The sequence below is a fragment of the Acinetobacter sp. ANC 4218 genome, from assembly GCF_002135245.1.
Taxonomy (GTDB): Bacteria; Pseudomonadota; Gammaproteobacteria; order Pseudomonadales; family Moraxellaceae; genus Acinetobacter.
In genome coordinates, this window is the sequence record NZ_NEGD01000004.1 from 248,246 (window position 1) to 265,018 (window position 16,773).

A 16,773-nucleotide genomic window follows, 5' to 3' on the forward strand; every position below is an offset into this window, starting at 1 on the left:
ATCCTGATAAAAAGTAATGCCAGCCTATTGCTGAATGGGCTGGCATTTTTTATTTAAATTATGCATGAGGCTTGCTGAAGCAAGATTTATACAGTTCATCTGACAATTAAGAGATAAAACGATGCGCTTAATCTAGCTTCCCCCTTCCAAACCTTAAACGATAAATGTATATCAAATCAGTGATGATTATAAATCGCATGCGCCTGATCTTTGACCAGAGCAATTTTTTTGCCTTCTACTTTGGCTTGGTCCAATTTACCACTTTGAACCAATAATCTGGTTTTTTCAATCTCCACCAGCAATTGACTGTATAAAGCATCTGAGCTTGGTGCTTTTACATCATGAGCTTTTAACTTCACTTTTTTTGCATCTAAAGCAGCAGCCTTCATATTATCCAGTGCTTTTAGTGCATCCTTCTGATTATCAGCCTTGTTAAACATTTTAAAGTTTTTTCCAAGCGTCATCATATTTTGTTCAAGTGCACCAGCAAAACTCAGGCTACTGAACGACAAAGCAGCAGAAAGCATCACTGTGGCTACAGTTTTTTTCATCATGTTGATGTCCTTGTAAAGATCCGTTTCAAAAAATAAGAAGCTTATTGTTACAGTTAAATTGTTCTGAACATTTGCGCTTTAAGCATTAAACATAGTGTAGATGCCATAAAAAATGCAACGGAAAGGTTGCATTTTATTCAATGGTCTCGCTTTTTTTAAACAGGCTGCATTTCATGATGCAATGCGTCATGAATCGCTTCCACCAGCTGCTGGGCAATTTCCTGTTTCGATGCTTTTTCCAGATCTCGCTGCTGCATTTGATACTGCTCAGCAAAGAACACAATCATGGCATTTTCATCAGAGGCAAAACCGATGTCAGGACGTGAAACATCATTACAGGCAATCATATCCAGTTTTTTCGCCACCAGCTTACCAGCTGCATATTCTTCAACATTGCGGGTTTCAGCAGCAAATCCCACCATAAATGGACGTTTTTGTTGCTGGGCAATGGTTGCCACAATATCCGGATTTTTAATTAAAGCCACATTCAGTTCATCACCGGCTTTCTTGATTTTATGCTCGGCAACTTCTGCCACGCGGTAATCCGCCACCGCCGCCGTGGCAATAAAGATGTCACAACCTTTATCCAGCTGATCCATACTATGTTCCAGCATCTGCATTGCAGACTGTACATTAATACGGCGCACACCATTTGGGGTATCCAGACTGACCGGTCCTGCAATCAAAGTGACTTTAGCACCAGCTGCATAACAGGCCGCTGCCAGGGCAAAGCCCATCTTGCCGGTACTATGGTTAGAAATATAACGGACTGGATCAATCGCTTCACGTGTAGGTCCTGCTGTGATCACTACATGTTTACCGGCCAGCATGCCAAACTTTTCTGCAATCGCACGCTGCGCCTTGTGGAAGTATTCGGTGACTTGTCGCGCTAAATCTTCCGGTGCAGGCATACGTCCCAAACCGACATCGCCACAGGCCTGTGATCCGGCATCCGGCATAATCACATGCACGCCATCTTCCACCAGGGTATTTAAATTACGCTGTGTGGCTTTGGCTGCCCACATTTGCTGATTCATTGCCGGGGCTACCCAAACCGGTACTTTGGTTGCCAGATATAAAGTACTGAGTAAATCATCAGCCAAACCTATCGCAAACTTTGCCAACGTGTCACAAGTTGCCGGGGCAACCAGCAGTAAGTCAGCCCAACGCGCCAATTCGATATGGCCCATGCCGGCTTCGGCTTCAGGATTGAGTAATTCAGTATGTACCGGATTTCCAGACAAGGCCTGGAATGTTAACGGAGTAATAAAAGCTTGCGCCCCCTGCGTCATCACCACACGGACATTAAAGCCCGCCTCTTTTAAACGACGGACCAAAATGGCACTTTTATATGCCGCAATACCACCAGTTACCGCTAAAACAATGTTTTTATTTGGAATCACACTCAAATCGAAGCTCACGAACAGGCTACCTTTCTGTTGCAGTGGCGCTCACAATAGCATTAAATAAAGTCATCCCCAAGTCGGCAACTTGGTTAATAATCATTACTAATAACAAAAAAGTCTAAAAACAATGAATTTATCGATTAAACACTGGCCTGAACAGGAACGTCCACGTGAAAGGCTGATTCAACAAGGTGCTGCCAGTCTGTCAGATGCAGAACTGCTGGCCATCTTTTTACGCTCCGGTTCCAAGCAACATTCTGCCGTGGAACTATCCCGCCTGTTATTGCAGCATTTTGGTGGGCTGAACTCTATTTTGGATGCCGAGCTTCAGGATTTAAGCCAGTTTCATGGTATCGGGGTAAGCAAATATGCCCAACTGATTGCAGTGAAGGAATTGGGACGACGCTATATTTCCACCCATTTACAGCAGGAAAAAATAGAATTAAGCAATTCAAAAATACTCCTGGATTTTTTGAAATTCGAATTACTGGGTGAAATGCAGGAAGTTTTTGCGGTACTTTGCCTTGATGCGCATTTAAGAAAAATTAGCTTTAAAAAAATGTTCTACGGTTCGCTTAATTCGTGTGAAATTTCTACAAATCAATTGCTGCGCTATGCGATCCATCAACATGCCAGTAGCATCGTGATTGCACACAATCATCCTTTGGGAATAGCTCAGCCCTCCCATGCCGACATTGAGCTTACCCGGCGTATTCTAACGGCCTGTCAATTATTGGAAATCAAGCTGATTGACCATTGTATCGTGTCACCAGAAGGAACCTGCTCATTGGCTGAACTGGGGCTGATTTAAACGCAACAATTATGCTGACAAATATTGACAAAAGACCTGCTAACACTGAAGATCAACAAAAAATTTTGCTGATACTAATAACATGATTGTTCGTGATCAACCTAGTGTATTCAAGCTGCTCTTTTCCTGGCGCGGAACCATCCTGCCCAAGGTTTTGCCGCCTTTAGGTGTGGTCATGCTGATCTCCTCAGTGATTGGCGGTCTGTCCTATATTGGTTACTTTCATTTTCCGGAACTTCCACTGGTAGGCTTTACCTTAATTGGGGTGGTGCTATCGATTTTTCTCGGCTTTAAAAACACCGCCTGTTATGACCGCTGGTGGGAGGCCCGTAAACTTTGGGGTATGTTGATTGCCAATGCCCGGCATTTTGACCGTGATTGTCGCATGCTCAGCCAAGGACGTCGTGAACGCATTATTCAGCACGTGATTGTGTTTGCCAATGTACTGCGTGACCGTTTGCGTCACCAGACAGCTAATCCTAAGGCACTAGTAGAAACCAGCGGCATGAGCCAACAGGCTATAACCCAGCTTTACCAGCAGGCCAATGCACCGCAATACACCTTGAGCCTGATTCAATGGGAATTGATGCAGGCGCTGAAAGAAGGTGAAATTTCCGACATTATTTATACTCAAATGAACCAGCATGTGGCTGAACTGAGTCGGGTTCAAACCGGTTGTGACCGTATTGCCACCACCCCTTTACCTTTTGCCTATTCGGTGCTGCTGAATCGTACCGTGTATTTTTTCTGTTTTATGCTACCGTTTAGCCTGGGTTCAACCTTGGGTTTGGCAACGCCTTTAATGGTCGGTATTTTGGCTTATACTTTTCTAGGTCTGGATGCTTTAAGTTCAGAAATCGAAGAACCGTTTGGTACCCAAAGCAATGATCTGCCCTTAGATTCATTGGTACGCACCATCGAGATTGAATTATTGAGTACCTTAGGTAAACCAACCCCTCCACCTATTCAGGCACAAGATAATAATCTGCTTTAATTTATGACCTCTCCTTTACGAAGCTGTGCTTCTCATCTACTTAAAGGAGAGGGAACTCCTTTTCCCTTTGGGATGAGGAATATTGTTCTGCAAGAGAATAAGGACATAACTAAACAAAACTCTCCCAAACCCCTACCTGTCCCTCCTTAACGCGCGGAATATTGCCCAGCTTGATCCACGGCATATTGTCACCATGAAAATCACTGCCCACAGAGACCTTAAGCCCAAACTGTTCAATCATCCGATCGACCATCTGACGGGTTGAAGCCGGCTCAATCGCAGGTGGAAGCTCCACGGCATCCCCACCAAACTTTGAAAAAATTTCAATCAGATAACGGATATTAGTTGCTGATAAATCATATTTTGTCGGATGCGCCAGCACGGCGAAACCCTGACTCTCATGAATCACCTGAATGGTTTCTTCTAAGCCCAAGCCATCAAATTTCACATAGGCCTTTTTGCCTTCTTTAATATATTTATCAAAGGCCTGTTGGGCTCGACTCACATAAGCTTTTTCTACCAGGGTTTTAGCAATATGCGTTCGGGTAATCCGGTCTGCAACACCCTCCACTTTGGCAATCACATCGGCATAAATATCCTCACCAATCAGCGGAACCAGTAAATCACAAATCTGTTTGGCACGAATTGCTCGAATCTGTTTTTGCTGCTCCAGTAAGGCAAGTAACGGTTCTGGGTTTTGCATATTCAATGCAACTACATGTACGGCATAGTTTTTTTTCGTTGCCGGACGTGACCATTGGCTGGAAATTTCCACACCGGAAATAATCTTCAATGGTAAATCCTGTGCAATATTTTCAGCTAATTTTAAGCCATCCATGCTATCGTGGTCAGTCAGCGCAAGGGTATGAATGCCTTTTTCCACGGCTGCATGCACAAGTTGTTCTGGAGACAAAGTTCCATCAGAAATATTACTATGTGTATGTAAATCTACGCCTTGCATCACTTATACTATGTCATTTATTTGATCAGATTTAGATACTCTAACATGAAAGCACTTTTAGACTTTGTGCCACTCATTATTTTCTTTTATTTATATAAAACTGTTGATCCAAAAGATACCGAGCATCCGCTATTACATTTGATCGGTTCAGCGGGAGGTATTGATAATAATAACATTTTGGTGGCTACCGCAGGTCTGATCATCTCAATGTTGGTGGTGTATGGCATCTTATTTGTCAGCCAGAAATTCCGCCTGGATAAACAGCAATGGATTGTGCTGTTTATGACGGTCATTTTTGGTGGTATCACCTTAATGCTGAGCGATGATTTTTATATCCGTTTGAAAGCAGCGCTTTTAAATATCGTTTTTGCGGGTGCCTTCCTGCTTTCACCTTATTTTACCAAAGATAAGAAACCTTTGATTCAGCGTTTATTTGGTCCCATCTTTAATTTAACCGCCCAAGGCTGGAAAAATTTAAACTTTGCCTGGGCTGGCATGTTCGCATTCATGTCGTTCTTGCATGTTTTCTTCGCATTTTTATTTGCTGGCGGAAAATATTGGGGCGAATTTACCGCATTTGGTGACATGATTGTGATGTTTTCCTTTATCATTGTTCAGTTTATTGTCTTGCGCAAATATTTTAAGTCGCCTGAAGCATAATTCAGGTCAACTGATCGAGAAAGAATATGCCTTTATTCGTCGTAACCTGTACCGATAACGAGGGTACAGTCGAAAAACGTCTAGCTACACGTCCAAAACATTTGGAACGTCTGCAAAAATTAAATGATGAGGGTCGTTTAATTGTGGCAGGTGCCATGCCTAAAGATCCCGGCAATCCACAGGCAGGTTTTTATGGCAGCACGATTATTGTTGACTTTGAATCGCGTGAAGCGCTTGATGCATGGCTACAAGATGAACCTTTCTTAAAAGAAGGCGTCTATGCTCATATTGATGTGAAACCTTTTAATAAAGCTTTCCCTCAAGGATAAAATCATGCGTGTTGTAGTTTCAAGCTTATTGGGTTTCTCTTTAATCTGTTCAACAGCTTGGGCGGTGGAATCTGCTCCTGCTCCGACACCTGCTGTAGCCCCTGCTACTCAAGCAACGACTGCAACACCTCCACCACAAACTTTAGCTGCAAATAAGCCGGGTACTGTTCCTGCGACCAAGCTGGATGCCAATGGTTTACCTTTGGAGGCCAAACCTCTGACTGCAGAACAAATTGCCAAGAATAAAGCAGTGCAAGATGCCAAAGTGAAGGCATTAGTTAAAGATCAGGCCACGCGTTTACAGCAACTGGAAAAAGCCAATTTAGATGCCTTGTCACAAAACCAGGAACTGCAATTGAAAAACGACAGTTTGGGCGTTCAGGTGCAGGTGTTGCAAAGCGAACGTAGTGCCCAGATGTTTTTATACGGCGCAGCGACGATTGCCGTCGGCGTGTTGCTGGGCTTCCTGATTGCCAGTTATGTCTATACTAAACGTCGTCGTCAGTGGTAATGACGATGTTTACTGCTTCATTTAGTTTTACAGCTTGATTTAAAGGTTATTTAGGTTTGTCTCATCCTATTCAAACTGCCGATCTGGATTGGCAACACGTCGATGGCATTGAGGTTCCTGTTTCCAAACAGTTTGGCGATGTCTATTTCTCTAAAGATAATGGCCTGCTTGAAACACGGCATGTGTTTTTAAACGGCAACGATTTATCGACCCGCCTGGCAAAGCTGAATGATTTTGAATATTTCTGTGTTGGTGAAACCGGTTTCGGTACCGGCTTAAATATTCTGGCCTTATGGCAACTTTGGCAACAAGTTCGCCCGGACAATCATAGCCATCTGCATGCCATTTCTGTAGAAAAATTTCCATTATCCAAAGATGATCTGATTCGTGCCTTAAATGCATGGCCTGAACTGAAACCTTTAGCTGATCAACTGATTGCACAGTACCCAATGCCGATAGCAGGCTGTCATCGTTTATCCTTTCCAGATGAGCGTTTTAGCCTGGATTTATGGCTAGGCGATGCGCATGACGTTTTTCCCGTGATGGAAAAAACAGCAGTAGTCAACGCATGGTTTTTAGATGGCTTCGCTCCTTCCTGCAATCCGGATATGTGGGAAGAAAACGTTCTCAATAACATCGTGCGTTTATCAGATTTCGGCAGCACTTTTGCTTCATTCAGTGTGGCTGGTGTACTGAAACGTGGTCTGAAAAGTCATGGCATATCCATTTCCCGTCCGCGCGGTTTTGGACATAAACGGGAAATGCTTAAAGCCATCTGGAATGCACCTGAAGAACCATCGGAATCTTCAAAAAACCTCGATTCCACTGGAAAAAAAAATGAACTAAAGACTGATACTTTTAAACAGCGTCAGATTGCTATTATTGGCGCAGGAATCGCCGGTTTAAGCTGTGCCTGGGCATTTGCTCAGCGTGGCCATCAAGTGACCATCTATGACCAGTCAGCCCCTCTTTCTGGAGGCTCTGGTAATCCACTGGCGTTGCTGAACCCGAAACTGTGTTCGATTGAACAAAGTGCAGATCATTTAATGACTCTGGCTTGGCAGCATGCCATAAATCATTATGCAAAATTTAAAGCATTCCGCCCGATTCAGGTCAGCCAGTTAGCACTGAAAAATGCCGATGAGTTACTCGGACTGGCAAAGCAATATCCGGAAAATATTCTTCAAAGCCAGCAAGCGACAGAGAGTACTGTTAAAACACCATATCCAAACCTAAACCTATTGCAAGCGGGTGCAGTTTCACCACACAAATTGCGTGATCAGATCCTCGAACATCCACTGATCGAATATCAGCAAGCAGAAATTTCCGAAATCAAACAAGCAACTTTCGTGAAGGTGCTTTCCAGTTCACAGCAACTATTGGGTGAATTTGATCATGTGGTTGTCTGTGCTGCACGAAATAGCCAGCATTTCTTTGAACATTTTCCTATTTTAAAACCGATTCGTGGTCAGGTTAGCTGGGTAAATAATGCTGCTCAGCCGCTAGATCACCATCAAGCCTACAGCTATGGCGGTTATTGCATGCAGCTTGATGCAGATCAGCTTATTTTAGGGGCATCATTTTATCCGAATCGTGATGATGAAGAAGTGCTGCTAGAAGATCATGTGCATAACTATGAACTTATCCACAGTGTTTTTCCTGAATATGCCAAAACTTTGCCACCAGTCGAAACCTGGCAAGGCCGTGCATCAATACGTGCACAAACGCAGGACTATTTTCCAGTCGTGGGACAGGTGAAAGATCATCAGGAAATTTATACTTTTGCAGGTTTGGGTTCGAAAGGATTTTTATTTGCACCGCTGTGCAGTGAAGTTCTGGCCGCACAGGTGTTGGGGGAAGCATGCCCAGTGTCATCAAATTTACTAAAGAAACTGAGTGTAAAACGCTTTGAAAAGAAAGTGAAAGCTAAAAAGCCTTATTTTAAGCCTGAAATTAGATCCCTCCCGACCTCCCTTTGAAAAAGGTAGAAGTTTGTCTCTGCTGAGCAGATTTTTACACACTGTTTTCGACATGAAGTGCAAGTCAAAATTAGAGAACAGAAATTATTTAATCAAATCCTTGCCAATAAAAAAGCGCCTTGCGGCGCTTTTTCCTTACGCGCCCTGTTCTAGAGGGAAACCTGCATCACGTGCAGCACGAGTACCACCCATCAATACAACATACTCACGTGAGCCATCCAAGCTTTCCAACTTTTCAGCAGCACGTGGCGCTTTACTGCCACCACCGCATAAAATGTAAATAGGCTGATCCGACTCCACCTGAGTTAAGCTGTCTGCACTTAAGCCATTAATGGGCTGGTTAACAGCACCTTTAACATGACCTTCAGCAAAGGCTTTTGTATCACGAACATCCCAGATAATTGCATTTTCTGGGAACTCAAATGTTGTAATTTCTTGTTTACGGATCATTGCGCACTCCTTTGATGTAAAACAACACTTGGCAAATGAAGAAAACATCCCTAGCATCTCAGATATTCTTTCCCTTTGTAAAGGTCTAAACCATGCCTTCTTTCGATATTGTATCTGAATTAGAAATTTTTGAAGTAAATCATGCGGTTCAAAACACGCAAAAAGAGATTGCAACCCGTTTTGACTTCCGCGGACAAGACGTTTCTATTGAACTGAATGAAAAAAACAAGGAAATCAAGATTTCGACTGAAAGCGATTTCCAATGTGAACAAGTCTACAGCATGCTGGAAAATCATTTCTTCAAACGTAAAGTGGATATTCAGGCACTTGATCCGCAAAAAATGACCGCTTCTGGCAAAAATGTGATTCAAGTGATCAAGCTGAAAGACGGTCTTGACTCTGATACCGCAAAAAAAATTAATAAAGCCATTAAAGAAAGTGGCATCAAAGTGCAATCATCCATTCAAGGTGACAAAATTCGTGTAACGGATAAAAAACGCGATACTTTGCAACAAGTGATGGCATTTTTAAAAGAACAACAATTTGGTGTGCCTTTGCAGTTTAACAACTTTAAAGACTAAGGCTTTGCTGCCATAACACGTCGAGGACTTCCATGACACCGACCAATCGCTTATCGAAACTGGTAAAAGCTACTGCTAAATTACCTAAAGCTATCCGCAATAGACTGTGGAGCAAAGTGTTTGGTCGGGTCGTGCCGATGGTAGGTAGTGCACAAATCCACTACCTTGAAGTCAGCCACAGCAAAGTGGTGGTCAAGATTGAAAACCACCGTGCCATGCAAAACCATATTGGTCAGGTTCATGCCTGTGCCATGGCACTGACTGCGGAAACTGCCACAGGTTTTGTCACCGGCATGAATGTTCCGGATTCCTGCATTGTATTAATCAAAAGCTTAAAAGTTGATTTTAAACGTCCAACCCAAGGTGCAATGATTGCCACCGCAACCTTGACGGATGAGCAGCAGAAATTAATGCAAAGCACTGAAAAAGGTGAAACGCTGGTTAAAGTTCAGGTAACGGATGAATCCGGTGAAGAGCCGATTCAATGTGAGATGCTGTGGGCATGGATTGCCAAATCCCAATTAAAAAAATAGCTTGTATCTCATAAACTTCGGTTAAAACAACCAAATTTAGGCAATAAAAAAACCCAATCTTGATTGGGTTTTTTTACGGTTAGAATTATTTATCTTGCTGGGAAGCTAAATATTTTTGTTTGACCTCATCCGGAATCTGACGCTTGGCCCCTTTTACATCCACAGCGACAAAAGTAAATACGCCTTCGGTTACACGAGTAGGTTCACGGGAACTGTCATGACTGTCCCATACTTCAATTTGCATTTGAATTGAGGTATTACCCACTTTTAAAATTTTGGTATAACAACTAATCACATCACCGACTTTGACTGGAACCAAAAAAGTCATCTGATTAATTGAAATGGTTGCACAGCGTCCTTTACTAAAACGCTCTGCATGAATTGCACCTGCCAAGTCCATTTGTGAAACGATCCACCCACCAAAGACATCACCACTCCAGTTGGTATCTGCCGGCATTGCAATTGTTTGAAGGGAAAGCGTTCCTTCCGGTTTTACATGAGTATCTGACACGTTAACTCCCAGTATTGGCATTTAAATGTTGATCCAGCCACTGTTGTAGCTCTGTAGATCGTAGCGCACCGCTTATTCTACCAATTTCATTAGTTTTATTCATCAAAACCAATGTAGGAATACTACGCACATTAAACGCACCACTGAGTCGAGGTGATTCTTCGGTATTGATTTTAGCAAAAATCACTCGCGGATTTTGTTTTGCCACTTGTTCAAAATGAGGTGCCATCATCTTGCAAGGACCGCACCATTCCGCCCATAAGTCAATCAGCACAGGCAGTTCACTATGGGTAATAAAATTACTGAAATTGTGCTCATTCAACTCTATTGGAGCCAGAGGAATAAGCGCATGTTGACACTGACCACAGTTTGGATGTGCTTCCAGTTTATCTTCAGGTACTCGGTTTCTGGCACCACATGCAGGACATACAATAATCATTTAGCTCACTCCAATATGTTGGTGTAAAAATTCTAATTGAGTTGATATGGCTTTTTCAAACCATTGACCATGATAGATATCAAAGTGTTGCATATCCCATTCATGGTATTGTACATAAGGCGCGATATTGGTCGCTGTTTCACGGCTAGATTCAATTGGAATCAGGCTATCCTGTTTAGAGGCAATAAATAAAACGGGTACACTGATTTTACGCACATAATGAATAGGACGATAACGGATTAGGTTGAAAAAGACTCGCGCAGGAATCTCGCCACTCCAATAATAATCCGGATGAACAATAGATAGATATCCCTCATAACTATCTGCTGTAGGCATAAAGCATAAACCCTTTTTGCTCACAATAGGCAATGTTTTCGGAGACATTCCTACCTTCGCCCCCATATAGTCCTGGCTGGATATTTTCAGGGCTGTCGGCAATTGTTGTAAAGGATACAGCTTGGCACTTTCTGTACCATCGACAAATGGCACTTGCACCATTATTGCCTGAACATTTTTTAATTGTGCCGCCAAATCTAGAACATAACCACCGCTTAAAGACGTTCCCCAAAGTACAATGCGCCTGGAATCAATCGATTTTCGCTCTATCACATGGGCAATCATGGTGCGCCAATCTTCTAACTGGGATTGAATCGAGACCAGCTCACGTGGACGGCCGGTGCTTCCGCCCCAATAACGATAATCAAACAGTACTACGGCATAACCAGCTTCGGCAAAACGCTTGGCATATTGTACCAGTTTAAATTGACGTAAAGCAGCCAAACCATGCGCCATAATGATGACAGCAGGTTTATGTTCAGTTTTGGGATGATAAAAATCCGCAGCAATGACCTCGTGCCCACTATTTACATAGAGTGGTTCAACCGTATAGGAATGCATACGCGCTCCGGTGCGTTATTTTATGATTGTAATCGCTTATAAAAATTTCAACAGATTAAGCTCTAGTTTCAGCTTAATGCTATCATAAAGCATATATCTATTGAGCACATTATGGAGTGACAAAATGAGCGAAAATGTCGGCTTTGCGGGTCAAATTAGCCCAGAACAGGTAACGCAAATTGTTGAAAAAGGGTTTAAATCAATTATCAACAATCGCCCAGATATGGAAGGTGGTCCAGAACAACCTACTAGCGCGCAAATTGAAGAAGCTGCACGCAATGCAGGTTTAGACTACGTGTTCCAACCCGTAGTTGCAGGTCAGATTACTGAAGTTGATGTGCGTACATTTGCCAATCACTTTAATGAGCTGCCAAAACCGGTATTGATGTTCTGCCGTACTGGCAATCGCTCAAATAACTTATACCAGCTGGCCAAACAAATGGATTTATTGGATGATTAAGCACGTTGTAAGGCGCGCTTTTTTAGTTTCATTTTGACCTTTAATATTCAGTTATTCATATAAATTATTGATTCAATCTGTAATTTAAGCTTTTCTGTCCGTATTAAAGGTCAAATGACAACCAATAAATTTAAATTATTTTAAAATTTTAAGTCTACCATCACTTACCTCATTCTAAATTAGTGACGAGGCTATTTGGCTTAATTCAATCCACTCAGACATATTGCTGAACAATAGCTTAGCAGTGTTATTCCCCATTACTAATAGTAAAATTTTTAAAACACACATCGTTAAATTTTTAAAATATGATAATCAACTTCTAAAACTGATATTAATGACAAGTTGAAGTAGCCATGCTCTTCCCTATTATTTAATAAAGTAAAAATTAGGATTATGTTTAATGAATAAAATTATTGTTCTACTGCTTATTTCATGTGTCATTGGGGGATGTAGCTCAATGAATGTTCGGCCTACGGTTGGGGTGAGTGTAGGCACCTCTATTTAATATCCTTTAAATAAAAAAACAGCACCGAAGTGCTGTTTTTATTCTAAAATTTTATATAAAGTGTGAAAAATCATCTGTTTTTTTTACATACCTTATTTGATATCAAGCCATGATGTAACAGTTTTACCAGCAGGGACATTGGAAATAATTTTAACATCATCACCTTGAGTACATCCTCTAAGTTGCACTGTATAGTTAACAACCCCATTTTCAATATTTTGGAAGGAGGCGGGAGTAAATAAGTTCATTGTATTCGGAACAGTTATATTACCGCCTCGAATTTCAGCTTCACAAGATAAATTTTTATAAGTTATTTCAGGAGTTCCTGTAACAGTTGATGCAATATCACCTTTGCTTCCAGTACCATTTGAATCAATTGCTACAGTATAATCAATATTATTAATCGTTACAATTAAGGTGCTATTCGGTTCTGCTCCAGAAACTTTTAAAATTTGTTTAGTTGAATCTGCAGTATCGACTTGAAGCTTTGCTTTTGGCTGAAAATCAGTGTTATCTTTTACTGCTACAGAAATAGTAGTACCTGAAGGCATTGGTACAGTTTTTTGACTATTTCCAAAGACTTGGAAAGAAAAACTACCCGCACCATTTGTAATTTTTCCGTTGCTATCAAATCCTGTATTCCAAACGAATGTTGGGGTGTCATGTGCAAAGGAGAATACTAATTGTTGACGTAGGACTGCACTTAAACCACTGTCGCAAGTGTCTTGTATATTTGGCTGCGCAAAGCTAGAAATTGCACATTGCAATGCACCTACTGCTTTTTGATAAATAAATTCACCTGTATTATAAAGATTATCCTCATTATCATCACGGAAGAAATTGCCAATATTATTTTTCAATGTATCAGTAGTTGAGAATGAGTTATTCCCATCATTATCATCATAGGCCTTGTCACCCTCTACAAAGGCTAAAACCGTCACACGGTTATCCAATGGTCGAGGACTCTGAGTCGTTAAAGTAACGGTACAAACACCCTGTACATCTGTTGCACAATTTGGATCAACCTTACCACCTTCAGAAACAAAACTAATTACAGTACCTGCAGGTACAGCATTCCCGACACGATCGCGCAAACGTGCTGTGATAACTGCTGTATCACCATCAATATCTGTTCTTAATGATTGTTTAGAAACAGAAAGGCTCACACCATTTTGAGTCACACGGCCTGTAGAAATTTTCACATTCTTAGATAAAGCAGATACATTTGGAGCTGAGACAAGAGTTGCTTTAATCTCAACAGGCCCTGGTAAACTACCAGGATATAAATTAACAACAACTTTACCATTAGAATCACTTTTTACGATTCTTGGATCACGGTTACCTAAAGAAATAAAGTTTAAATCTGGTGGAGCATCAGTCAACTCGATGCGAACTTCTTTATTCTTTGCAGGCGTGCCATTCGCATAAAGTGTAAATTCAATTTGTCCTGAAGCAGCGGATCCACTGTTTTTGATTCCTAAGTCAATAGCTGAAGTTGTTGTATATACTAAAGAATCCGCCTTAATAGCAGCAATATTTACAGGAACAGATACAGGTGCTGCCCCATTACTGGCTGCTACAATTATATCCTGCCCCTCACAAAGTTCACCATTTTTGTCTATTGCTTTATAGGAAGTAATGACATCACCTTGATTAGACGATATAACAGTAGCTGGCTCAAATGTACCACAACTGGCAGAGAAGTTTACAGCAACATTATTTTGATTAGCACCACTCTGGTTCTTTGTTTTTAACGTAATATTAGTAGAACCACCAGATTCAAGCATTGTATTTGCAGCACTTAAATTTTCTAATGTAATATTAAGTGATTGCAATGAAAATGCTATTTCTTTTGCCGCGACAGTCTTACCATCATAATCTGCATTAGCGGAAATTTTATAAGCACCATTTGTATTATTATTTTCCGGGGTAACAGAAATGGTAGCTTCACCATCAGAATTGGTTAAAACAGCACTATTAGAAGTGCCAAAAGTGACACCACCTGTAGCTGTAAAAGTTACTAATGCACCACTGATGCCACGACCTGATTGATCAGTAACTTTTACTTTCGCTGTTACACCTTCCGAGGTAATGATTTGAGTAATATTTCCATTTAAATCAATTAATTGAATAGTACTAATATTAACAGATTTTACTTCTTCGCCTGTGCTAGGGTTCGAAGCATTACCTGACGTAGAACCTTGCTTATTAAAATAACCTTCACTACCACCGCCACCACAACTTGCAAGTAAAACAGCCAAAGCAACTGTAGATAATTTTAAACTAATATTTTTACTCATGAATATCCCCGGAACCCTCAAAACTTTAGAGCTTGTTCTTAATTAATATTGCGTGATATGTAATCATAGTTAGTGCTTTATGTAAACAAAAGCATTGGAAATGTTTTAGTATGGTAACCTAGAAAATATAAAAAATGAGGGCAATATCACAATGTATGACATCATTATTATCGGTGCAGGTACTGCAGGTATTGCTGCTTATAAAGAAGCTGTAAAACACACCCAAAACCTTCTTATTATTAACAAAGGAGCATGGGATACAACCTGTGCCCGTGTCGGCTGTATGCCAAGTAAAGTTCTTATTTCTGCTGCTAACCGTATGCATGATATCCAAACTGCGGAGAAAGTAGGTCTATCTATTACCTCAAAAATTGATACATCTCAAATCATGCAACATGTTCGAATGCTTAGAGATCATTTTACAAATGCGATACTCAAAGATGTAAATAGCTGGACAGCAAAACATAAAATATCAGGACAGGCACAGTTCATTAATCACAATACAATTACTGTGAATGGTCAGAAATATCAGGCTAAAAGTTTTATAGTTGCAGTAGGCTCTACCCCAACCTTTGATCCTCAATGGAAAGAACAGCTCGGTGACCGGCTCATCACTTCAGACCAGATTTTTGAATTAGAAAAATTACCGCAGTCTTTGGCCGTAATAGGTAGTGGAGTCATCGCTATCGAACTTGCACAAGCCATGCAAAGATTAGGGGTCAAGACCACTGTTTTTGCACGTAGCCGTAAAGTTGGCTCCCTAAGCAGCCCAGCTTTGCAGAAATTAGTACAAGATGAAATCAGTAAAAATTTAAATATTAAATTCGAAATATTACCGACTACAGTTCAGCTTAATACTCAAGGAGTTACAATTAACTTCAATGAAAATAATCAATCTCAACAAGTTGATGTGGAATATCTTCTGGTTGCAACAGGCCGAAAAAGTTATTTAGATACGCTACTATTAAATAATATCGATCACTCATATACCGATCTTAGAAAACTTCCTGTTAATGATAAAACCAAACAGCTTGGAGATCACCCCATTTTCATTATCGGTGATGCACATAGCAACACCCCTATTCAACATGAAGCAGCACATGAGGGACGTCAAGCTGTACATAACTGTTTAAACTATCCTGAAATTAGAAACTTAAAGACACTTACACCTTTAGCAATCGTATTTAGCGCCCCAGAAATGGCAACCGTAGGACAAAGTTTCAAACAACTCAGCGATGCAAAAATTGAATTTGTTACAGGTATGGTTTCTTATGAAAAACAAGGCCGTGCTTTAGCACTCGCTAAAAACAGTGGTGCGCTCGAAGTGTATATTCATCAATCTTCACGCAAGATATTAGGGGCAGAATTATTTGTAGAAGCTGCAGAACATATAGCTCATTTACTGGCATGGATGATTTCTGAGAATTTAACTGTGGATGAAATTTTAGATAAGCCGTTCTATCATCCAACTTTAGAAGAAGGACTAAGAAGCGCTTTAAAACATGCTCGAAGACAATTAAAGCGATTATAAAAGTTTAATATTCAGTAAATACCTTTAATAATTTTTTGATAAGACTATCAATCGATCCTGCTTACAATTCACTGCAAAAAGCTTTAGGCTTTTTGCAGCATTAAGATTACCTAAAAACGCCCCTAATGATTTGAGGATTTTAATAATCTAGGCAAAAAAAAAGCCCCTGCACTTGGCAGGGGTTTTTTAGGAATAATGAGCTGGCGATGACTTACTCTCACATGGGTAATCCCACACTACCATCAGCGCTAAGAGGTTTCACTTCTGAGTTCGGGAAGGGATCAGGTGGTTCACTCTTGCTATGGTCGCCAGCACAACTGTTTATGACTTTGCGTTTGGTCTTATTTAGATGCCAATGCTT

18 protein-coding genes and 1 rRNA gene are annotated in these 16,773 nt (G+C 41.0%); 10 read left to right on the forward strand and 9 right to left on the reverse strand.

What is annotated here, in order from left to right; all coding sequences use genetic code 11:
* Positions 1-176: 176 nt before the first annotated feature.
* Both B9T38_RS05875 and coaBC read right to left on the reverse strand, forming a co-directional pair.
* On the reverse strand, positions 177-554 hold the full coding sequence (locus B9T38_RS05875; protein ID WP_086195893.1) for a cytochrome b562: 378 nt from the start codon (positions 552-554) through the stop codon (positions 177-179).
* Positions 555-709: 155 nt separating this feature from the next.
* The gene (gene coaBC, locus B9T38_RS05880; protein WP_086195894.1) at positions 710-1,975 is read right to left on the reverse strand and encodes a bifunctional phosphopantothenoylcysteine decarboxylase/phosphopantothenate--cysteine ligase CoaBC; all 1,266 of its coding nucleotides are present in this window, start codon (positions 1,973-1,975) and stop codon (positions 710-712) included.
* 112 nt (positions 1,976-2,087) lie between these two features.
* Between coaBC and radC the strand changes: the two genes are divergently transcribed.
* Together radC and B9T38_RS05890 are read left to right on the forward strand one after the other, a co-directional pair.
* Entirely contained in the window at positions 2,088-2,771 is a 684-nt protein-coding gene (gene radC / locus B9T38_RS05885; protein ID WP_086195895.1) for a RadC family protein, read from the forward strand.
* A gap of 82 nt (positions 2,772-2,853) precedes the next feature.
* Entirely contained in the window at positions 2,854-3,765 is a 912-nt protein-coding gene (locus B9T38_RS05890) for a bestrophin family protein (protein WP_086195896.1), read from the forward strand.
* A gap of 109 nt (positions 3,766-3,874) precedes the next feature.
* On the opposite strand, the gene B9T38_RS05895 is transcribed toward B9T38_RS05890, so the two are convergent.
* Complete coding sequence (locus B9T38_RS05895) at positions 3,875-4,726, reverse strand: PHP domain-containing protein (protein ID WP_086195897.1); 852 nt, start codon at positions 4,724-4,726, stop codon at positions 3,875-3,877.
* 45 nt (positions 4,727-4,771) lie between these two features.
* Between B9T38_RS05895 and B9T38_RS05900 the strand changes: the two genes are divergently transcribed.
* Genes B9T38_RS05900 through mnmC form a run of 4 tightly spaced genes read left to right on the forward strand, consistent with a single transcriptional unit; the run spans position 4,772 to position 8,205 of the window.
* Entirely contained in the window at positions 4,772-5,386 is a 615-nt protein-coding gene (locus B9T38_RS05900) for an inner membrane-spanning protein YciB (RefSeq protein WP_086195898.1), read from the forward strand.
* Between the two features lie 26 nt (positions 5,387-5,412).
* Positions 5,413-5,715 carry a YciI family protein gene (locus B9T38_RS05905; protein WP_086195899.1) on the forward strand — a complete coding sequence of 101 codons (303 nt, stop codon included), beginning with the start codon at positions 5,413-5,415 and terminating at the stop codon, positions 5,713-5,715.
* A 4-nt stretch (positions 5,716-5,719) separates the two neighbouring features.
* The gene (locus tag B9T38_RS05910) at positions 5,720-6,226 is read left to right on the forward strand and encodes an SH3 domain-containing protein (RefSeq protein WP_086195900.1); all 507 of its coding nucleotides are present in this window, start codon (positions 5,720-5,722) and stop codon (positions 6,224-6,226) included.
* Between the two features lie 56 nt (positions 6,227-6,282).
* The gene (mnmC, locus tag B9T38_RS05915; RefSeq protein WP_086195901.1) at positions 6,283-8,205 is read left to right on the forward strand and encodes a bifunctional tRNA (5-methylaminomethyl-2-thiouridine)(34)-methyltransferase MnmC2/FAD-dependent 5-carboxymethylaminomethyl-2-thiouridine(34) oxidoreductase MnmC1; all 1,923 of its coding nucleotides are present in this window, start codon (positions 6,283-6,285) and stop codon (positions 8,203-8,205) included.
* A 135-nt stretch (positions 8,206-8,340) separates the two neighbouring features.
* On the opposite strand, the gene B9T38_RS05920 is transcribed toward mnmC, so the two are convergent.
* A complete protein-coding gene (locus B9T38_RS05920; protein ID WP_086195902.1) occupies positions 8,341-8,655 on the reverse strand; it encodes a rhodanese-like domain-containing protein in 315 nt (104 codons plus the stop codon).
* 92 nt (positions 8,656-8,747) lie between these two features.
* Between B9T38_RS05920 and B9T38_RS05925 the strand changes: the two genes are divergently transcribed.
* On the forward strand, positions 8,748-9,236 hold the full coding sequence (locus B9T38_RS05925) for a YajQ family cyclic di-GMP-binding protein (protein ID WP_086195903.1): 489 nt from the start codon (positions 8,748-8,750) through the stop codon (positions 9,234-9,236).
* Between the two features lie 32 nt (positions 9,237-9,268).
* A complete protein-coding gene (locus B9T38_RS05930) occupies positions 9,269-9,769 on the forward strand; it encodes a DUF4442 domain-containing protein (RefSeq protein ID WP_086195904.1) in 501 nt (166 codons plus the stop codon).
* Between the two features lie 85 nt (positions 9,770-9,854).
* Here the strand turns inward: B9T38_RS05930 and B9T38_RS05935 are convergent, their stop codons facing one another.
* The 3 genes from B9T38_RS05935 to B9T38_RS05945 are packed head-to-tail and all read right to left on the reverse strand — an operon-like array spanning position 9,855 to position 11,616.
* Complete coding sequence (locus B9T38_RS05935) at positions 9,855-10,226, reverse strand: acyl-CoA thioesterase (protein ID WP_240921688.1); 372 nt, start codon at positions 10,224-10,226, stop codon at positions 9,855-9,857.
* A gap of 55 nt (positions 10,227-10,281) precedes the next feature.
* Positions 10,282-10,719: a thioredoxin TrxC gene (gene trxC / locus B9T38_RS05940; protein ID WP_086195906.1), complete on the reverse strand. Its 438-nt coding sequence runs from the start codon at positions 10,717-10,719 to the stop codon at positions 10,282-10,284.
* Entirely contained in the window at positions 10,720-11,616 is an 897-nt protein-coding gene (locus tag B9T38_RS05945; protein ID WP_086195907.1) for an alpha/beta hydrolase, read from the reverse strand.
* A gap of 124 nt (positions 11,617-11,740) precedes the next feature.
* Between B9T38_RS05945 and B9T38_RS05950 the strand changes: the two genes are divergently transcribed.
* Positions 11,741-12,076 (forward strand): protein tyrosine phosphatase family protein, encoded by a 336-nt coding sequence (locus B9T38_RS05950; RefSeq protein WP_086195908.1) that lies wholly within the window; start codon positions 11,741-11,743, stop codon positions 12,074-12,076.
* Positions 12,077-12,673: 597 nt separating this feature from the next.
* Here B9T38_RS05950 and B9T38_RS05955 read toward each other — a convergent pair.
* Positions 12,674-14,881: an Ig-like domain-containing protein gene (locus B9T38_RS05955; RefSeq protein WP_086195909.1), complete on the reverse strand. Its 2,208-nt coding sequence runs from the start codon at positions 14,879-14,881 to the stop codon at positions 12,674-12,676.
* A 151-nt stretch (positions 14,882-15,032) separates the two neighbouring features.
* Between B9T38_RS05955 and B9T38_RS05960 the strand changes: the two genes are divergently transcribed.
* Positions 15,033-16,412, forward strand: a complete 1,380-nt coding sequence (locus tag B9T38_RS05960) for a dihydrolipoyl dehydrogenase (RefSeq protein WP_086195910.1) — start codon at positions 15,033-15,035, stop codon at positions 16,410-16,412.
* Positions 16,413-16,610: 198 nt separating this feature from the next.
* Here the strand turns inward: B9T38_RS05960 and rrf are convergent.
* Positions 16,611-16,725, reverse strand: a 5S ribosomal RNA gene (gene rrf / locus B9T38_RS05965).
* Positions 16,726-16,773 lie beyond the last annotated feature (48 nt).